Origin of the sequence: Fluviispira sanaruensis, from assembly GCF_004295685.1 — a bacterium.
Taxonomy (GTDB): Bacteria; Bdellovibrionota_B; Oligoflexia; order Silvanigrellales; family Silvanigrellaceae; genus Silvanigrella; species Silvanigrella sanaruensis.
Genome location: NZ_AP019368.1, coordinates 2737956 through 2757186, shown reverse-complemented (window position 1 = coordinate 2757186; position 19231 = coordinate 2737956). Strand labels below are relative to the sequence as shown.

General features: G+C 38.1%; 16 protein-coding genes. 13 read left to right on the top strand and 3 right to left on the bottom strand.

The genetic code is table 11. The features are described from left to right. Positions 1–179 precede the first annotated feature (179 nt). Positions 180–1421: a hypothetical protein gene (locus EZS29_RS11625; protein WP_130610750.1), complete on the top strand. Its 1242-nt coding sequence runs from the start codon at positions 180–182 to the stop codon at positions 1419–1421. Between the two features lie 135 nt (positions 1422–1556). Here EZS29_RS11625 and rpsO read toward each other — a convergent pair whose 3' ends face one another. Beyond that, the gene (gene rpsO, locus EZS29_RS11620) at positions 1557–1826 is read right to left on the bottom strand and encodes a 30S ribosomal protein S15 (protein ID WP_130610747.1); all 270 of its coding nucleotides are present in this window, start codon (positions 1824–1826) and stop codon (positions 1557–1559) included. Between the two features lie 157 nt (positions 1827–1983). On the opposite strand from rpsO, the gene ribD reads away from it, so the two are divergent. Further along, a complete protein-coding gene (ribD, locus tag EZS29_RS11615; protein WP_130610744.1) occupies positions 1984–3270 on the top strand; it encodes a bifunctional diaminohydroxyphosphoribosylaminopyrimidine deaminase/5-amino-6-(5-phosphoribosylamino)uracil reductase RibD in 1287 nt (428 codons plus the stop codon). Between the two features lie 3 nt (positions 3271–3273). Here the strand turns inward: ribD and EZS29_RS11610 are convergent, their stop codons facing one another. After that, complete coding sequence (locus tag EZS29_RS11610) at positions 3274–3924, bottom strand: hypothetical protein (protein ID WP_130610741.1); 651 nt, start codon at positions 3922–3924, stop codon at positions 3274–3276. A 766-nt stretch (positions 3925–4690) separates the two neighbouring features. Here EZS29_RS11610 and EZS29_RS11605 point away from each other — a divergent pair. The 3 genes from EZS29_RS11605 to EZS29_RS11595 are packed head-to-tail and all read left to right on the top strand — an operon-like array spanning position 4691 to position 7052. Continuing rightward, positions 4691–5716 carry a tyrosine-type recombinase/integrase gene (locus EZS29_RS11605; RefSeq protein ID WP_172603917.1) on the top strand — a complete coding sequence of 342 codons (1026 nt, stop codon included), beginning with the start codon at positions 4691–4693 and terminating at the stop codon, positions 5714–5716. A 13-nt stretch (positions 5717–5729) separates the two neighbouring features. Next, entirely contained in the window at positions 5730–6524 is a 795-nt protein-coding gene (locus tag EZS29_RS11600; protein ID WP_130610735.1) for an ABC transporter substrate-binding protein, read from the top strand. A gap of 18 nt (positions 6525–6542) precedes the next feature. Next, a complete protein-coding gene (locus EZS29_RS11595) occupies positions 6543–7052 on the top strand; it encodes a thermonuclease family protein (RefSeq protein WP_130610732.1) in 510 nt (169 codons plus the stop codon). Positions 7053–7144: 92 nt separating this feature from the next. Here EZS29_RS11595 and uvrC read toward each other — a convergent pair whose 3' ends face one another. Then, positions 7145–9166, bottom strand: coding sequence for an excinuclease ABC subunit UvrC (gene uvrC / locus EZS29_RS11590; protein ID WP_130610729.1), 2022 nt, complete (start codon positions 9164–9166; stop codon positions 7145–7147). A gap of 132 nt (positions 9167–9298) precedes the next feature. On the opposite strand from uvrC, the gene EZS29_RS11585 reads away from it, so the two are divergent. The 8 genes from EZS29_RS11585 to rpoB all read left to right on the top strand — a co-directional run bounded on the left by EZS29_RS11585 (position 9299) and on the right by rpoB (position 19213). Then, positions 9299–10513 (top strand): R3H domain-containing nucleic acid-binding protein, encoded by a 1215-nt coding sequence (locus EZS29_RS11585; RefSeq protein WP_172603916.1) that lies wholly within the window; start codon positions 9299–9301, stop codon positions 10511–10513. A gap of 137 nt (positions 10514–10650) precedes the next feature. Next, entirely contained in the window at positions 10651–11430 is a 780-nt protein-coding gene (locus EZS29_RS11580) for an electron transfer flavoprotein subunit beta/FixA family protein (RefSeq protein ID WP_130610723.1), read from the top strand. Between the two features lie 10 nt (positions 11431–11440). Next, positions 11441–12424: an electron transfer flavoprotein subunit alpha/FixB family protein gene (locus tag EZS29_RS16140; RefSeq protein ID WP_130610720.1), complete on the top strand. Its 984-nt coding sequence runs from the start codon at positions 11441–11443 to the stop codon at positions 12422–12424. Positions 12425–12550: 126 nt separating this feature from the next. Next, positions 12551–12976, top strand: a complete 426-nt coding sequence (gene rplK / locus EZS29_RS11570; protein WP_130610717.1) for a 50S ribosomal protein L11 — start codon at positions 12551–12553, stop codon at positions 12974–12976. Positions 12977–13025: 49 nt separating this feature from the next. Next, positions 13026–13724, top strand: a complete 699-nt coding sequence (gene rplA / locus EZS29_RS11565) for a 50S ribosomal protein L1 (RefSeq protein ID WP_130610714.1) — start codon at positions 13026–13028, stop codon at positions 13722–13724. 149 nt (positions 13725–13873) lie between these two features. Continuing rightward, positions 13874–14392, top strand: coding sequence for a 50S ribosomal protein L10 (gene rplJ, locus EZS29_RS11560; protein ID WP_172603915.1), 519 nt, complete (start codon positions 13874–13876; stop codon positions 14390–14392). A gap of 84 nt (positions 14393–14476) precedes the next feature. Then, positions 14477–14848: a 50S ribosomal protein L7/L12 gene (gene rplL / locus EZS29_RS11555; RefSeq protein ID WP_216678669.1), complete on the top strand. Its 372-nt coding sequence runs from the start codon at positions 14477–14479 to the stop codon at positions 14846–14848. A gap of 192 nt (positions 14849–15040) precedes the next feature. Then, positions 15041–19213: a DNA-directed RNA polymerase subunit beta gene (gene rpoB, locus EZS29_RS11550; protein ID WP_130610708.1), complete on the top strand. Its 4173-nt coding sequence runs from the start codon at positions 15041–15043 to the stop codon at positions 19211–19213. Positions 19214–19231 lie beyond the last annotated feature (18 nt).

Sequence of the window (19231 nt, the reverse complement as noted above, 5' to 3'; positions counted from 1 at the left end):
CCTCTAAAACAGTGTGGTTTATCTGAGTGTACGATACATATTTTTGAACTTTTAACAAATATTTTTAAAAACTATTTTATTTTTGAAATAGATTGATCGATTTTATGATTTCTGCAATTTATATAAATAGTTTGTTTTCTTGCTTAGTTCGAATTCTCTCGCAATCATAAAGGTTCTATATGTCTTTTGCAAAAAAAATTGCTCTGAGTGTTTTGCTCTCAACTTTTCTCTCAGCTGGTAGCTATGCTCAATCTCAAGAGTGGCACAGCCCAGAAAATCGCATTTATTTATCAACGGGTTATTTTGAAAATGCGACCAACTCAAACGAAGGTATGGCTTACTTTCCTTTGAGTGTTTATGAAACTTACAATTGGGGTTTTCAAAAGCTTTCTGTGGACGGCTCAGGATTTTCTCGCTTTGTTTCATGGCTCATTGGTGGGAATATTTTGCCAATTTATGTGAGTGGTGTTCTCAATACATCCTTCCACGAATATGGTCATGCCACCCGTTTTCGTTATAATGGTTTTAATGATATTACATATAGACCAAATGACTCTTCAACAACTACGACTTCATTTTTTCAAATGGTTTTCGATCGACTTGGAGCTCCAGTAGATAATGCTTCTACGTCAGCCAATGGATATACAAATATTTATATTACGCAAAATCGTGAAGTAGATACTGTTATAACTGCTGGTGGTATGAATAACGAAATTCTTCTCAGTAAGCTTATGTCCGAACGTATCCATGAGAGAGGGGGATCGGTACCCGATCTTTCCTACTATTTACTTGCGAAATTAAGTCCTTATGCTTATTCAGGTTTAGACTCACGTTCAGGAGATCCTTATCTTCTGGAACAAAATTATTCTGCTCTTGGTAAACAGATAACTCGGACTGACTTTAAAAATTATTATCTGTTTAGTGCTCTCGCCAGTGGTACTTTTTTCTCATTGGTTTGGGGAAATATCGATTACTTGGCAAATGGCACTCAGCTCATCAAACCTCTTACAATTGCAGGTTTTAGTTTGCCTGACTTTTATACTTATTTAAATGCTAAAGGATTATCAACAGAAGCTATTCTGCATTATGATGTGAATGAGAATATTAAGTTGGGACTTTCTTATGAACAAATATTTAAGGGTGAAGAATATAAGCAAATTTCGCCTGAAGTTATATATAAGGTCAAAAATCAAAAAGGCTTTCTAAAAGCTTTCTCTATTAAACCCCAGCTTGTGCTTGGTTTTAATTCGAGTCAAGTCGATCTTGGTGGAAGCGTTCTGACTGAAGTAACTTCTCAATATGATGTTGGGATGTTCTTAAAGTATACTTATTATAATAAAAATACTTTATATGGAGAAAGAAACATAACATTTGCTTCCAGTGCAAATGAACTACTCGCGGGTGCTTTTTACATCTTTTAAAAATCGCTCTCATAAAAAGAGTGGATATTAAATATCATTTTTTTACTTAATATTATAATTTTATTTCAGATAAAAAAAGGCTGAATTCTGTAAGAATCCAGCATTAAAATCTATAGAAATAAAATCTATTTTTTATTAGCGGCGGAGGTTAAGAGCAGCAATAATTTTTTGGTAACGTGCTTCTTCTTTGCGTTTAACATAATCAAGTAAGCTACGGCGTTGGCTTACAAGTGCAAGAAGTCCACGGCGACCCGCAAAGTCTTTTGCGTGTTTGCGGAAGTGCTCAGTCAGTTGGTTGATACGAGCAGTTAAAAGTGCAACTTGCACTTCTGGAGAACCAGTGTCAGATTCGTGTGTGCGAAACTTTGCAATGATTTCTGCGCGTTGTTCTGTAGTGATTTGCATGGAAAAATCCTTTCTGGGAAATATCCCAAGTGATTTAAAATACAGGAAAAAACAAGTTTTGGTCCTCCATGCGATTGGGGCGCAAAACCGATTTATTCCTAAAATGAATAATCAGAACACTCTTGCTATCACTCTTAATTTAGAAAGGCAATGAAAAATGTCTTTATCACTGAAGCCTGGATTTTCATTTGGTGGGCATTTGCAAAGGCTTTATCCTGAAGAAAATTTATCAAGAGAAACGGTTTTTTTAGAAAACTCCGACGAGTATTGGATGACGCAAGCGCTGAGCAAAAGTATGGAAAATGGCTGTGCGGCGAATCCAAACCCTTCAGTGGGCTGCGTGGTTGTTTCTAATAATAATATAATATCAAGTGGTTGTACTGAGATTTGGGGCGGAAAACATGCTGAAAGAGTGGCTTTTGAATGCTTGAAAGAGGGGGAACTCGCAGGGACAACCGTCTATGTTACATTAGAACCCTGCACTCATGTGGGTAAGCAGCCTCCTTGCGTTGAACTATTTCGCAATAAAGGAATAGCTAAAGTCATTATTGCCACCGAAGATCCCAACCCCATTGTGAGTGGAAAGGGGATTCAGCAATTAAAAGAAATGGGAATCGAATGCAAAGTAGGAGTTTTAAAAACAGAGGTACAAGCTTGGCTTTCTCCCTTTTTTATCCAGCAGCTCAATAAACGCCCATTTATCGCTTTAAAATGGGCGCAAAGTTTAGATGGATGTTTTGCTGACGATCATGATGGGTGGCAGTGGATATCTGGCATTCAATCTAGAAAATATACGCATTGGTTAAGACAAAAATACGATGCCATTTTAATTGGAGTCGGAACTCTTTTAAATGATTTCCCTTCATTAGATGTGAGAGAAATTCAAAATCAGTACAAAAGAAATCCACTTAAGATTATTTATGATCCTTTTGGCAAAATTTTCCGTTGTACAGAACAAGAGCAAGAAAAATTGAATGAAAAATCTTTTAAAATGGGAACAAAACAAATTATCCTAATCAATTCTAGGATTTTGCTTGATGAGCAAGAAAAAAATAGCAAATGGTTTCAGTCATTAAAAAATAATAAAAATTTTCTTTTACAAAAATTGAAGGATAAATCTGAAAATAAAGTGACAGGTATCATTGTTGAAAGTCTAAAAGGCAAAGAGATTGATGAATTTTTTGGCCGTCCATTGCAAAGCATTTTGATTGAAGGAGGACCTCGTCTTTTAAGTGTCTTTTTACAAGAAAAAATGTATGATGTACTTCATGTTTTCATAGCACCTTTTTTCTTGGGTGGAGAAAAGCATAAATTATTTTCTAACAAGCAACGAACAATTGTTCCCTACTTTTTTAGAGATGTTTCTCAAGTCGAAAGAATGAAGATAGTTTTACAAGAGAAACTTGGTAATGATATTCTTCTTGAGATGGTACAAGAGTATTAAAAATTAACTGTGCTTGAAATCTGTGTTTATGAGTCGGTATCTCTTTCCTGGACGATGAAAAATGATCGGTGCTATTTTATCTATCGTGATGAGTTTAATTTGAAAATTATTTCCTTCTATCCGAACTTTTGTGTTCGATATTTTAGTGCAAACGCGGATAATAATTTCATCATTTACTTCAACAGCGCATACAGTTTTATTGATGCTATCAATTTTATTTAGTTTTTTCCAAATGAAACCCACGTAATCTCCATAATTATAATATGGATAATTTGCCTTATCTTCGATCGTTATAATTTCTGCGTCACGATAACGTGCTTTGAATAAAAGAATATCAGTATAAGCTTTCGACTCTTGATCTTCAAATTCATAAAATAATTTTGCACAAATTTCTTCGCTGATTGGAAAAGTACCTAATCCTTCAAAAAACCAATTTTCAGAGATTTTTACTCCCTCAGAAAGAAATGCTTCATATATTTTTCTGCCGGTAATTTTTGAGCGAATAATTGGGCTTTCTTCGTATTGTTTGATTGAATTCGATAGAATGTTATATTTTAAAGAAAAATATCTTTTGGTCTTGTTTAAGATTCCGACTCTAATTGAATATGCTCTTAATCCAGCTGATTGTGCTAATATTCTTTTTATATCGGACATCACTATTCCTTTTCACGCAATCAAAAGAATTAATATTGTTTTACAAATATTATGAAAATGAAAATTACTAAAATAATTGAATTTGAATGTATTCAGATTCAATTATGAATGTACCCCCCCCTACCAATTTTCCATTAAGCACTTTTCCTTAGTTGAGTTCAAGTTGTTTAGTATAAAATGTCTTTTTTTTATAAGACTTTAGTTAGAGCAATAAAATCGTAAATCTATTGCATTTTGATAAATTAAAAATCTATTTTTAAAAAATCAAAAGAGAGAAAAAAGAACTCTTTAGGCAAAATTAGATTATTTTTATCAAAACGTAAAGCTTTGATTATATCGCTGAAATTGCTCACCATAATTAATTTCGGAGTATAAAAAAGCAAAATATTTTTGCAGATTATTCTATCTATAGCTTTCGATAATTCTTTGCGAAAATGTTTATATTTGAAAAATACTATCGCCTTGTTAGGGGGGACATATGACTCCCAAATAATTCAATAAGTTAACAAAAATTAGACTTAAAGCAATTCACTCTTTGGGGAGGATAAGATTACCAATGACAAAATAAATTTATATAAGTATCTGTTAATAAAGTAATTTTTATAAAATCATAAATATAATATGTTAATATTGTTTTATTAATTTTTTTTATGTAGTAGTTATTGAGAGTCAAAATCGAAACGAATAGATTTTACATACCGTATTTTAAGCGCTCTTCATAGGAATGCTTTCCTTCACTAAAACGAGTTTTTTTGGGGAGATTTTCATGGATGGAAATTTTATCAACCATCAGTCTGCAGTGACCGAAATTGTTAAAAAAGAGTTCTATAATCAAGAGCCTTTCGCATTTTCAAAGCTTTCTTCTTTGCTGATCCGTTTTTTAAACCAGCTTAAAAAAAACGGGAAGTCGTCAAATACGATAAGTGCCTATCGCAATGATTTATCGCTTTTTTGCGAGTTCCTACTAGAAAAGCAAACGAGTCCAGATAATTATTCTTTTCCAGCGCAAGAGAATTGGCTCCATTTTTTAAAAGAAAATGGGAGAAATTCTCAATCCAGTGTTCGAAGGGCACAAATGAGTGTCCGTACTTTTATCCACTTCCTCGTTTCAGAAAAAATAATTCAGAGTTCTCCTTTTTTAGAAACCAAATCTCCTAAACAGCCCGTTTCTATTTTACTCACTGTTCCACATGAGAAATATTTAAATCTGAATCGAACACTAAAACAATTAGCGTATAGCAGAGATGAAAAGGCAATTCGTGATTGGACACTAATTCTTATTTTAGGTGAATGTGGCCTTAAAGCTTCGGAAGCTGCCAATTTGGCATGGGGGGATGTTTGGCCTGAATTGGAAGAACCCACTTCAGAAGCATCTATCGCAGGTTGTTTAAAAGTTACTGGAAATAATGAAAGACTTGTTCCCTATAATCTTGAAATTGCAAACGCTTTGAACATGCTAAAAGAAGCCCGTGAGCAAATGGGGTTGACAACGGAGCTTGATGATAAATTGTTTTTTGGTTATCTTAATGTCAGTCGCAAAACAAGAACAAATTTTCTGCACAGACATGGAATCAAGTTTGTCATATATGAAGTTTGCACAGAAATCTTAGGAGTGCCTTACAACTCTGAAAGTTTGCGAAATCATGCTATTTTGCGTTGGCTTGCAAAGGGTATTGAAAATGAAAAAGTAGCGAGTTTAGCAGGTTATTCTTCATTGCATTCTCTTGAAAGATTTTTAAATAGCAGAGAAAAGAAGAAGACAAGTATGAGAAAAATAAAAGTTAAAGAATAATTGGTGTGTGCTTATGAACCAAAATATTCGTATTGTTTCTTTGGTACCGAGTTTAACAGAAACTATATGTGATTTTGGTTTGCAAAATAATATTAAAGGGTGCACAAATTACTGCGTTTCTCCTAAAATTTTGCGTAAAAGTGCACTGACTGTTGGTGGTACAAAAGATCCTGATATTGAAAAAATAATTTTTTTAAAGCCCACCCATATAATTGTAAATAAAGAAGAAAACACCCCAGAAATACGGAAACTGCTTAAGGAGAGGATCGATAAATCATCAACGATGATCATTGATTCCTTTCCCAAAAATATTAATGACGTCATTCAAATGGTTAATCAACTTGGAGAAATATTTTCATGTCAGGAATGGGTACGTGTTTGGCAAGAAAATGTTGAGAATCAATTAAATAAATTTAAATCTATCAAATCTCCACAATTTTCTTTTATGTATTTTATTTGGCGAGATCCTTGGATGGTAGCTGGCGATAAAACTTATATATCGCAAATGTTGAATTTGGCTGGCTTTAAAAATAGTATCATCACTGAGGAAGACATGAATTTGCGTTATCCAGTTCTATCAGAAAAAACGGCGCAGCTAAAAACAACACAGTTTTATCTGTTTAGTTCTGAACCTTATCCCTTTAAAAAAAGACATATTGAAGAGTTTCGGCAAGCCTATAAGTTAAAAAATGGACAATTTTTGCGTGTAGATGGTCAGAATTTGAGCTGGTATGGTTCCCGTACTTTAAAGTGTTTAGAGTATTTAAGGGAACTCAAATTGGAGTCTCATAAACTCCTCGACTCTTAGCGATTGGAACGGTTTTACATGACAAATTTTAAAAAACTGCTTATATTTTATTTTCTATTTTTTTGCTTAAATGTTTTTGCAAAAGACTTTACTTATTTTGTTGTGAACTGCCATGATGGTGATACCTGTCGTGTGCGGAGTTCCGATAATATCAACATTAAAATAAGACTTATAGCAATTGATGCCCCAGAAGTTGCCCATGGACAAGGAAAAAAAGGTCAAGCTTTTGGTACTGAAAGTAAAAACTATTTAAATTCACTTATAAAAGGAAAAAAAGTAGAACTTAAAAATTACAGTGAAGATCACTTTGGCCGTAATTTATCTGAAATTTTTATTGATAATATAAATGTAAATATTAAAATGATAGAAAATGGTTTGGCAGAAGTTTATCGTGGTAAATTAAATGCAAGTCTGAATTTAGAAGAATATTTTTCGGCGGAGAAAAAAGCCAAAAAACTTAAAATCGGCATATGGTCATTGGTAAATTATGAAAGCCCAAGTCTTTGGCGTAAAAATAAAAATTTATGAAATTACTAGGAGATTTTTTTCATTTCGAGCAGAAAGAATATTAGGAAATTTTTCCACATTTAGGAGTTTCTTTATTTGAAGTTGAGAGGAAATTAAGAAATTTCTTTTAATTTATCACATATATTTTGAATAATATGCAAAGGTATCCCTGTTTTTTGCACGATTGATTCTATTTTTTCATTTAAAATTTCTTTTAAATTTGGAAATGCTTCTATCAGTTTTTTTCTTCTTTTGGGCCCAAGACCTTTTATTTCAGACAGCAAAGATTTCATAGAAGATGAATCCCTTTTTTTTCTATGGAATGTAATGGCAAAACGATGTGCTTCATCGCGCATTTGTGTCACAAGTCTATACTCTAGTGAGCCATTTTCAAGCATAATTGTGTCTGGATGCTCATTGGGGACAATTTCATTTTCTGCGTTTCTTTTCGGTACGACTAAGCGTTCTGAACTTTTTTGGAGATCTTTATCAAAAAAATTATTTTTTACTCTCGATTTTGCAATTCCAACAAGTGGAATTGACTTAATCCCTAAGGAATTGAGGAGCCATGCCACTTCGCGAATCTGTGGTTCACCTCCGTCTATTATCAGCAAATCTGGAATTTTTTCTTTTTCACTTTCTTTGAAGCGTCTGCGCATAACTTCGCGTAAACTGGCAAAATCATCATTTTTTCCAACAAGATCTTTAATAATATATTTCCTATAATCTTTTTTAGAAGCGCGCCCATTTTTAAAGACAACCTGAGAAGCAACAGTCTGTGATCCTTGGAAAGTAGATATATCAAAACACTCAATCCATGCAGGTAAGCTATTTAAGTTTAATAATGTCATCAATGCGCTTAACATTTTGTGACTGAATTCATCTATTTTTGCTTGTTCATGGAATTTATTTTCAGCATTTTGATTGGATAAAGAGATAAGATCGCCAACTTTTTTTTCATCAATTTTGTTGTTTATTTTTGTTTTTTTAAAGTATTCTTCTTTTGTCAAAAATAAAATGGGTTGATTTTTCTCTATGGATTTATTTTCTTTATTCTTTTTTTGGAATAAATATTCGTCTAGTAATAAATATTCATCTAGATTGAGAATTTTGGAGAATAAAATGCTTTTAGGAATAAATTTGTTTTCATAATACTGTGAAATAAAAGAGGAGTAAATTCTCGATTTTTCACTTTTTAAATGGTCTCTTTGTTCTTCGAATTCTGGTTCTTCTACTAAGTGCTCAACGACATTGGGATAGCCTCCCACTACTTTTCCTTCGCGAATATTTGTAATATAAAAAGTAACCAATTCCTCATTCCAATAACTGCCAATAATATCGAGTTCAATATTTTCATTTAATGTTACAGATTGTTGGTTGGACAATGCTTCTAATGCCTTCAACTGTTCGCGATATAAAGCAGCTTTTTCGAATTCTAAATTATCCGCACTTTTTAACATATTTTCTTTAATTAATTTTGAAATATCTTTATATTTTCCATTTAATATATTTATAACTGCATTTAAATGCAGTAAATATTCCTCTTTTTTTACGGGAAGTTTACAAGGACCAAGGCATCTTTTTATATCATAATAATTGCATGGGCGTGTTACGGATTTAAAAAAACTGGGAGTGCATTTTACTAATGGAAAAAATCGATTAAAAATACCCATGAGCTGTTGAATTTGTCCTGAAATGGAAAAGGGGCCAAAATACAGAGCTCCATCTTTTTTTCTTTTTCGTGTGGTTATTACGCGGGGCCAATCTTCATGCATATCTATTCTGATATATGGATAAGTTTTATCGTCACGGAGTAAAATATTATAATTTGGCAAATTGTGTTTTATAAGATTACATTCAAGAATAAGCGATTCATATTCGTTTTCTGTTACGATAACTTCAAAGTCAAAGATCTTTTCAACCAGCGCTTTTGTTTTTGGAGTTTGTCTCTCAAAACCAGTAAAATAGCTTTTAAGTCTTGCGTTTAGGGCTTTTGCTTTTCCTACATAAAGGATCTCACCCTCTTTCCCTTTGTGGAGATAGACCCCTGGTTTTTGTGGGACATGTGCGAGTTTTTCTCGGAGAAGCTGCAAACGCATTTCGAGAGTTATTTTTTGCGGAGCTTGAAAATTCATTCGTGACTTTTCTTTCGTTAGGGTTTATCTCTTTTCTAAGGATGCAATCCTACTTTCGCAGGGTCACTTTACTTTTCCTTGAGGAAGGTGTCATGCTTACCTTTTATCAAACTTTTTATGGGACTTTTTATTGTGACTGAACCTACAAAGATAGAAATTAACTCAGATTCCTTTATTTATGCGGTTCACCAGGCTTTTGAAGCACGATCCAAAGCCAACGGTGAATTCAATTCTCACCTCCGATTTGAACCGTTCTTGATTGGCTCATGGGCTCAGCCTGAGTCATTCGATCTCTCTGTGTTCAAATCACTGTTAAACGAAATCATAGCTCATCATATTAAAGTTTTACCCCATTTTAATCGCAATGAAACCGTGAACTTAGAAAATATCGCATGGTTTTCGCATTCTATCGCTGCCTTGTTTGCAGATATTGAATTCTTGCTTGTCTCTTATACTGGACATGGTTTCCCTCTGCTTCCTGCATCTGTCTTACCTAAGGTGACAAGCAGCAAAAATATCATTGCCGCTCTTACAAAATTTAAAGAGTATGTTTCAGCGCCTTCAACGGAATCGCGTGAGCCTTTTTCTTTGTTTCCATTATTATCTGAAACTGAAGAGAAATTAGATGATAATTATGTACAAGAAATATGGAGTCTTATAGCTTCATTTGCTAAAAAGTATTTAGGCTCATATTTTGAACTCTTTTCTTCATACGCACTGTGGAAATACACAACAAAAGAACAAGTCATAGAAGCCATTGACTGGAATGTTCGTCCCCCTTGCGGAATTTCCTATCGAAAACAGTTTAAAGAACTCTTCGATCGTGAGCGTGAGGAAAGAAATGCGCGTCGCAATGAAAGAAATTCCCAAAAAAGAGGCGATAAAGACAAGCCTCATTTCAAAAAAGACGAGAGAAAATCGCAGCATGCGCCAAGGCAAGAGAGAGTGGAAAAGACTGAAAAACCACAAATCAGTGCAGAAGCTTCAGCTTTACCTGTAGAAAAAAGCTCTTTTGTGATTGAAAATGCAGCTCAGGTGGCCGAAAAACCACGGTCTGAAGGAAAAATGCAGACGCGCAATGCTGTTGCTAAATTCCAAAATAGTTTCCAAGGACAAAGCAATTCTGCAGATCCAAGAAGTCAGCAAAACATGGAAGAAGCTTTGCTAGAAGCAAATAAAGCAGTGCAAAAAATGCTCAAAAACAAGAGTATTCCTGAATTAAGTCTAAATCCGCAAAATTCATTTGTGCGTCGTCAGCAACACGTTGTTATTTCTGAAGCGGGTTTTGACACGGAAAGTCGCGGCGATGCGCGCAGCCGTCATGTGTGTATAAAGAGAAAAGACTAAAGATCTTTCACAGATCAATCATCTCTTCCGCCAAGAAACTCATATCAATCCTTTGACACCCTAGTCAGAATAAGTAATCTCAATCTGACTTAGTGGTGTTTTTTTATGTAATAAACAATCCTTCTCGGAGGACTAAAGTGAAAATTCTTGTTCTTGCTAAACATGTTCCTGATACAGAAACAGTTATTAAAATTTCTGGTGGTGGCAAAACTATCGATGAATCTGATTTTAAATACATGGTTAACCCATGCGATGAGTATGCCATGGAAGAAGCTATCCGCACGCAAGATAAGCTAAAAGGTGAAAGTGTTGTCGTGAGTGTGGGCCCCTCCCGCGCCCAAGAAACCATTCGCAAAGCGCTTGCTATGGGTATGGATCGTGGTGTGTGGATTAACACAGAAGGCTATGCAGGCACTCTTGACTCTTACTCTGTGGCTTTGGCGATCTCCAAAGTTGTAGCAGAAGAAAAGCCTGATGTTATTTTTGCGGGCCTCAACACCATCGACGAAGGTGCTGGAAATGTGGGTCCTATGGTCGCGGAATTTGCAGGCATGCCAAGTCTTGTCAATATTTCAAAGCTTGAATGGCAAAATGAAGGTAAAAGCGTGCGTGCTGAGCGTGATGTTGAAAGCGGAATTGTTGAGGTGTATGAAGCTCAAACTCCTTTACTCATAGCTCCGCATCAAAACTTAAATGATCCAAGATTCCCTTCTCTGCCAGGTATTATGAAGGCAAAAAAGAAGCCAATTGCAGAAAAAAAAGCAGCTGACCTTATCACTGATAAAGCAAAAGTTGAGGTGCGTACTTATAAGCTTCCGCCTGAAAAAGCTCCAGGGAAAATCTTTAAAGGTAAGCCCGTCGAGGAAATGGTAACGGAAGTGGTCAAATTATTACGCTCCGAAGCAAAGGTTATATAAGGGGAAGAAAATGACTCATAAAGTTCTTGTTTATGCTGAAGTGAGAAATGGAAAGCTCAAATCAACTGCTGGAGAAGCTCTCGCAGAAGCAAGGAAAATGCTTGGTGGAAAAACCGAAAACCTACATGCCGTTTTATTGGGTGAAGGCTGTGAGCAGCATGCAAAAACCCTTGCAACATATGGTGCTTCGAAAGTTTACGTGGTCGACACACCTGAAACAAACACTTATCAGGGTGAGCCAACGATCCAAGCCATCACACAAATTGTCCAAAAAAATAGTTATACAGTTGTCGTGGGAGCAGCCTCACCAACAGGGCGTGACTTCTTTCCAAGGCTTTCTATTCGTAACAAGGGAGCTATGCTCACCGATGTTGTTGGTTTTTCCTTGGATGGCGAAACTGTAGTAGCAGAAATCCCAATGTATTTAGGTAAATGCGCGAAGCAGGCGGTTTCCGCTGCGCCTATAACATGTATAACCTTGCGCCCCAATGTGCGCCCAAGCGAAGTGGCTGATGCCAACGCTCAAGCCAATGTTGAGAAGTTCGCTGTCGACTTCGATCGGGCAAAAATAACCTCCAAGGTTGTAGAAGTGCGCAAAGGTGCTGGAGAAAGACCTGACTTAACAGAAGCAAATATCATTATTTCGGGTGGTCGTGCGATTGCAAGCAAGGACAATTTCAAAATTCTCTTTGAATGTGCAGATGTTGTCCACGGTTCCGTGGGGGCATCACGCGCAGCGGTCGACTCTGGTTACGCACCCTATGAAATGCAAGTTGGGCAAACTGGGAAAACAGTCAATCCAGGTCTCTATGTTGCCTGTGGGATCTCGGGTTCCATTCAGCACCTTTCCGGGATGAGAACTTCAAAATGTATTGTGGCTATCAACACCGATGTCGATGCTCCCATTTTTCAGAAAGCAGATTTTGGAATCGTGGCCGATCTCTTCCAAGCGGTGCCTATATTAACAAGAGAATTTAAGAAGTTGATGGAATAAGAATACGACTCCCTTATACTCATCCTTTTCTCTTGCAACTCTTAAAGTTTTGTATTATCGCTTTGCACTCACGCCCAAATCGCACCTTTTTTTGGGCTGATTGTTCCATTTTATGAGGAAAGAACCATGGCAAAGAAAGTCGTAGGACTTATTAAGCTCCAGATTAAAGGCGCGCAAGCAACTGCAGCGCCACCTGTTGGTCCAGCTTTGGGTCAACGCGGTGTTAATATCGCAATGTTTGTTAAAGAATTTAACGCTCGTACGCAAAAGCAACCAGGTGTTGTTCTTCCAACAATCATTACAGTTTATTCTGATAAATCCTTTACATTTATCACAAAAACTCCACCTGCAAGTGTTCTTCTGAAACAAGCGGCTAAGCTTGAATCTGCAAGTAAAACTCCAGGTAAAGCAATTGCTGGTTCTGTAACAGATAAACAAGTTGAAGAAATTGCAAAAACAAAACTTCCTGACTTGAACTGCTACGATATCGAAACAGCAAAGAGCCTTATCAAAGGTTCCGCTCGTTCTATGGGCATTGAAGTTAAAGCTTAAATTTTTCGAGGGAGGCTTTATAAGCCGATGAACCTCAAAGGAATATATTATGGCAAGAAAAATTAGTAAAAAATTAAAAGCTGCTTCTGCAAAAGTAAATGCAGAAAAGTCTTATAATTTAACAGAAGCAAGTGCGCTTCTTAAAGAAATTTCATATGCAAAATTCGACGAAACAGTTGAAATTGCTATGAATCTTGGTGTCGATCCACGCCACGCTGACCAAAACGTCCGTGGTGCGGTTGTTCTTCCTCACGGTCTTGGAAAAAAGGTGCGTGTTTTAGTATTTGCTAAAGGCGAAAAAATCCGTGAAGCAGAAGAAGCTGGCGCTGATTATGTTGGCGGCGAAGAGCTTGCACAAAAAATTCAAGGTGGATGGCTCGATTTTGAATCTGCCATTGCAACTCCTGACATGATGGGTCTTGTAGGTCGTCTTGGTCGTATTCTTGCGCCACGCGGTCTTATGCCAAACCCAAAAGTGGGAACTGTAACTCAAGATCTTAAAACTGCAGTTAAAGAAGCTAAAGCAGGTCGCGTTGAATTTAAAGTCAACAAGGCTGGTATTATCCAAGCTCCTGTAGGAAAAGTTTCTTTTGATGCTGTAAAAATCGAAGAAAATGCAAAAGCATTTGTTGATGCAATTGTAAAAGCTAAACCAGCAGCTGCCAAAGGCACATACATCAAGTCGGCATATGTAAGCTCAACTATGAGCCCCTCTGTTCGTCTTGAAACTGCTGAATTCAAAGTATAATTTTTTAGTTTCGTAAGGGTCTAAGACTGCTGGTTATTCTGCATTTTGCAGATGTGTAAATCCCGCATAGACTTTGGCCCCTGCGGTTTATCAACCTCGTAGTCCCATTTTGCCTGTGGGAGTGCGATTAACTTAGGGGAGGCATTCTCTTGGATCGTAACGCTAAACTTCAGTGGCGTAACAGTGTTGTTGAGTCTCTCGACAAATCTGGCGCCGTGTTCCTAGCTAATTACTCAGGGATGACAGTTGAAGAGCTTACGGCTATGCGTCGTGAACTCAAAGCAGTCAACGCTGACTTTCACGTAGTCAAAAATACAATTGCTCAAAAAGCAGTTGAAGGCAGAGATGAAAATGTTATCTCTGATCTCTTCGTTGGTCAAACCGGCGTTGTTTTTGCTTATGGTGACGTTGCCGCCGCTGCTAAAGCATTTTCTGAGTCCGCAAAGAAATTTGAAAAGCTCAAGATCACGGGTGGATATATGGAAAAATCCGCCTTGACTCCTGCTGCTGTTCAAAACTTAGCATCTTTGCCATCTCGCGATGTGCTTATCAGCCAAATTATCGGCTCAATGGTTGCTCCACACCGTGGACTTCTCAATGTGCTCAATGGTGTGCCTAGAAACTTGGTTCAAGTTCTCAATGCCATCAAAGATAAAAAGGCGAGCTAAAACTAGCTGTCAACTTGTGTTTTAATTTTGTGTTTAATCTATTAGTTTCGCGTTTGAAACTAGAAAATTTATAAGGGCTTTACAATGTCTATTACTAAAGAACAATTCATTTCCTACATCGAAAACCTCACTCTTATTCAAGCTGCTGAGCTTGTTAAAGAACTCGAAGACAAATTTGGCGTATCTGCAGCAGCTCCTGTTGCTATGATGGCAGCAGCTCCCGCAGCAGCAGCAGCAGCTGAACAAACTGAATTCGAAGTTATCCTCAAAGCAGCTGGCGACAAAAAGCTTGACGTTATTAAGGAAGTTCGTGCTATCACTGGTCTTGGTCTTAAAGAAGCTAAAGATCTCGTTGAAGGCGCGCCAAAATCTCTTAAAGCTGGCGTTACTAAAGCTGAATCTGAAGAAATTAAAAAGAAACTTACAGCAGTTGGCGCAACTGTTGAAGTTAAATAATAAACAAGACTCTTTACCGAGTTTAGTTTGTTTAGAGTCAAGCTATTGAACATGCGTTCTTTAGCTTGACTTTTGCTATTGTGCAAATATTGTGTGCTTTGCTTCCTTATGGTATGTCAAAAGGACGCATTTCCTATTTTTTGCACAATTTATTATATTTGTATCCTTTCTTTCTCATGCAGAGGATTTCATATGGCCAACTTGGCATCTAGCTTTGTCCGTCACCGCCGCACTTTTGCAAAAGTCAAACCTATTATTGGTATGCCCAATCTAATTGACATTCAAAAGAAGTCGTACGCAGAATTCTTGCAAGGTACTGATTCCGCTGAAAATCGTATTGAAGCTGGTCTTCAGGGCGTTTTCAAAAGCGTATTTCCCGTTCAAGATTTTGATGCAACAGCTTCTGTTGAATTCGTCAGTTACTCACTTGATGAACCAAAGTACACTGTTGAGGAATGCCGGTCAAAGGGCATGACCTACGCTGCACCTGTTAAGGTCTTAATCCGTCTCATTATTTGGGATGTTGACCATGAAACAGGCGTTAAATCCATCCGTGGATTTAAAGAGCAAGAAGTTTATTTTGGTGAAATCCCACTTATGACACAAAACGGTACCTTTATTATTAACGGTACAGAACGTGTTGTGGTTTCACAGTTACACCGCTCCCCGGGTGTCTTCTTCGATCATGACAAAGGAAAGACACTTTCTTCTGGTAAGTTTTTATACAATGCACGTATTATTCCTTACCGTGGTTCATGGCTCGATTTCGAATTCGATACAAAAGATATCCTTTATTGCCGCATTGATCGTCGCAGAAAAATGCCTGCAACTGTGCTCTTAAAGGCGCTTGGTTATACAACGGAAGAATTGCTCGGCAAGTTCTACGAATGCGAAACTGTCGTTATTCGTGATGGTCAGTATTTCCGTAAAGTAAACCTAGATCGTTTGCGTGGACAAAGAGCTTCCAGTGATATTATGGATCCTAAAAATCCAAGTAACACACTTGTTAAACGCAACCGTAAAATTTCAGCTTTACATATTAAACAACTTAAAGCAGCTGGTGTTGAAGAACTTCAATTCCCACGCGAAGAAATTATTGGGAAAATCATTGGCCGTGACATCATCGACGATGACACAGGTGAAGTTCTATTCCCAATCAACACGGACATTTCAGAAAAAATTCTCGAAGCAATTGTCCTCAAAGGAATCTCTTCGTTTGAAATCCTCTTTATCGATGATCTCAACGTGGACTCTTCTTTCCGTGACACGCTTATGGTTGACAAAACAGCCAATACAGAAGAAGCGTTGCTCGAAATTTATCGCAGAATGCGCCCAGGTGATCCACCCACACTTGAAAATGCAAGTAATCTTTTCCAAAATCTCTTTTTTGAAAAAGATCGCTATGACCTCTCCCGTGTTGGTCGTCTCAAATTAAATGAAAAACTCGATCTCGAAATTGATATCGATTATCGCACATTAACCCGTGAAGATATCATCGGTTCTGTGAAGCGTCTCCTCGATGTGCGCAGCGGTAAAATCAAAGTGGACGATATTGACCACCTTGGTAACCGTCGTGTGCGTGCTGTGGGTGAGCTTCTCGAAAATCAATACCGCATTGGTTTAACTCGTATTGAGAGAGCTATTAAAGAACGTCTTCAACTCCAAGACCTTGACAGCCTTATGCCGCATGACCTTGTCAACGCGAAGCCTGTGACTGCTGTTGTGAAAGAATTCTTTGGTTCTTCACAGTTAAGTCAGTTTATGGATCAGACAAACCCTCTCGCAGAGGTTTATCATAAACGCCGTCTTTCAGCCCTCGGGCCTGGTGGTCTTTCCCGTGAAAGAGCTGGTTTCGAAGTGCGTGACGTACACCCAACGCATTATGGACGCATCTGTCCGATTGAAACGCCGGAAGGTCCAAACATTGGTCTTATCGTTTCGCTCGCTTCATTTGCCCAAGTAAACAAATATGGCTTTATTGAAACGCCATATCGCTCTGTGGTTGATCGTTTGCCTGTTGACGATGTGCGTTACTATTCATCAACCGATGAATGGCGCGATCACGTTATTGCGCAAGCGTATATGCATCTCGATAAAGAAAACAAAATCAAAGCAGATGATCTCTTGAACGCACGTAGTTCAGGGGAAACAAACATCTACTCAGCAGACGAAGTGGACTTAATGGACGTTGCAACGAACCAAGCGGTTTCCGTTGCGGCATCTCTTATTCCGTTCCTGCAAAATGACGATGCCCACCGTGCCCTCATGGGTGCCAACATGCAACGCCAAGGTCTTCCATTGTTAAGAACCAAAGCGCCTCTTGTTGGGACTGGTATGGAACGAACTGTGGCTGCTGACTCGGGTGTGACTGTGGTTGCGCGTCGTGCGGGTACAGTTATCGCCGTGGATGCAGAACGCGTTGTTATCAAAACCAATGAAGCATCCTCAGACATCACAGAAGTGGCTTCTGAAGTTGATATTTACACACTCATCAAGTTTACCCGTTCAAACGTTGATACCTGTGTCAACCAAAAACCAATCGTTAAAGTTGGTGACAAAGTTGAACGCAATGACATCATTGCAGACGGTTTTGCAACGGAAATGGGCGAACTCGCTCTTGGCCAAAACGTCGTTGTCGCATTCCTTCCATGGAATGGTTACAACTACGAAGATGGTATCGTTGTGTCTGAACGCATTGTCCGTGAAGACTTGTATACATCTGTTTATATTCAGGAATTTGAATGTATCAGCCGTGACACCAAACTTGGAAAAGAAGAAATCACTTCCGATATTCCAAACGTCAGCGACGAATCCCTAAAAGATCTCGACGATGCCGGTGTTGTGCGTGTGGGCGCTGAAGTGAAACCTGGCGATATCCTCGTTGGTAAGCTCACTCCAAAAGCAGAAACACAGCTCACTCCAGAAGAAAAACTTCTCCGCGCTATTTTCGGTGAAAAAGCAGCCGATGTGCGTGACACGTCTCTTCGTGTTCCACCAGGGGTACAAGGAACTGTTATTGGAGCAAAAGTATTTTCGCGTGAAGGTGCTGAACTCGATAGCCGTATGATTCAAGTTCAAGAGCAAGAAATTGCTAAACTCAAAAAAGATGAACGCGATCGTATCCAAATCATCCGTAAGTCCACGGCTGAAAAACTTGAAGATCTCATTGCAGGCGAAACGGCTGCAGTCAGCATTGAAGTTAAAAATGAAAGCGGCGTACTCAAAGTCACTTCAGGTGAAAAACTCACAACAGAAGTGCTGGCTGATTTATCTATTGAGCAAATCAAAGCCCTAGAAGTTATCAGCTCTGACAAGAGTGCTCTTCTGGCAAAAATCAAAAAATCTATGAATGAGAAAATTGCTCTCGTTCGTGAAATGACAGAAACCCAAATCGCCCGTGCAAAACGTGGTGACGAATTGCCACCAGGCGTTATCAAAATGGTTAAAGTCTACGTTGCAATCAAACGCCGTCTGCAAGTGGGTGATAAGCTCGCGGGTCGCCATGGTAACAAGGGTGTTATTTCAAAAATTGTTCCTATCGAAGACATGCCATTCCTAGACAATGGCCAGCCTGTAGATATCGTTCTCAGTCCGCTCGGGGTTCCATCTCGTATGAACATCGGTCAGATTATGGAAACGCACTTTGGTTGGGCAGCACGTGGAATTGGTATTAAAATCAATGAGATGCTCGACAAAGCAGCTCCTCGTCATGAACTTGAAGAGTATATCTGCAAGGTTTGGGATGATCCTTCTGTTCATGAGTTTGTTAAAACATGCTCTAACGACGAACTTCGCCAATTTGTGCGCAAGTATAAGGAAGGTGTTACTCTCTCGAACCCAGTGTTTGACGGTGCTGTAGAAGAAGAGATTTTCAAATATCTCGAACTCGCAGATCTCGACAGATCTGGACAAGTTACACTTTACGACGGAAGAACCGGTGAGAAATTCAATCGTCAAGTTACAGTTGGTGTTATGTATGTTCTCCGACTCCACCACTTGGTCGATGAGAAAATCCATGCGCGTTCCATTGGGCCTTACAGCCTTGTCACACAGCAACCTTTAGGCGGTAAAGCACAGTTCGGTGGTCAGCGTCTTGGGGAAATGGAAGTGTGGGCGATGGAAGCCTATGGTGCGGCATACACCCTTCAGGAATTCCTCACTGTTAAATCTGACGACATCGCAGGCCGTACAAAGATGTATGAAGCTGTTGTTAAGGGTGAGAACATGATGCTTCCTGGTTTACCAGAATCCTTCAATGTTCTTATCAAAGAAATGCAATCGCTTGCGTTGGATGTCAGCCTCATTCGCGATGAAAGTGAAATCAGTCTCGATGACTTGCAACGTGATGTGCGCGAAATCCAATAAAGTCGAAGGAGTTTAAGC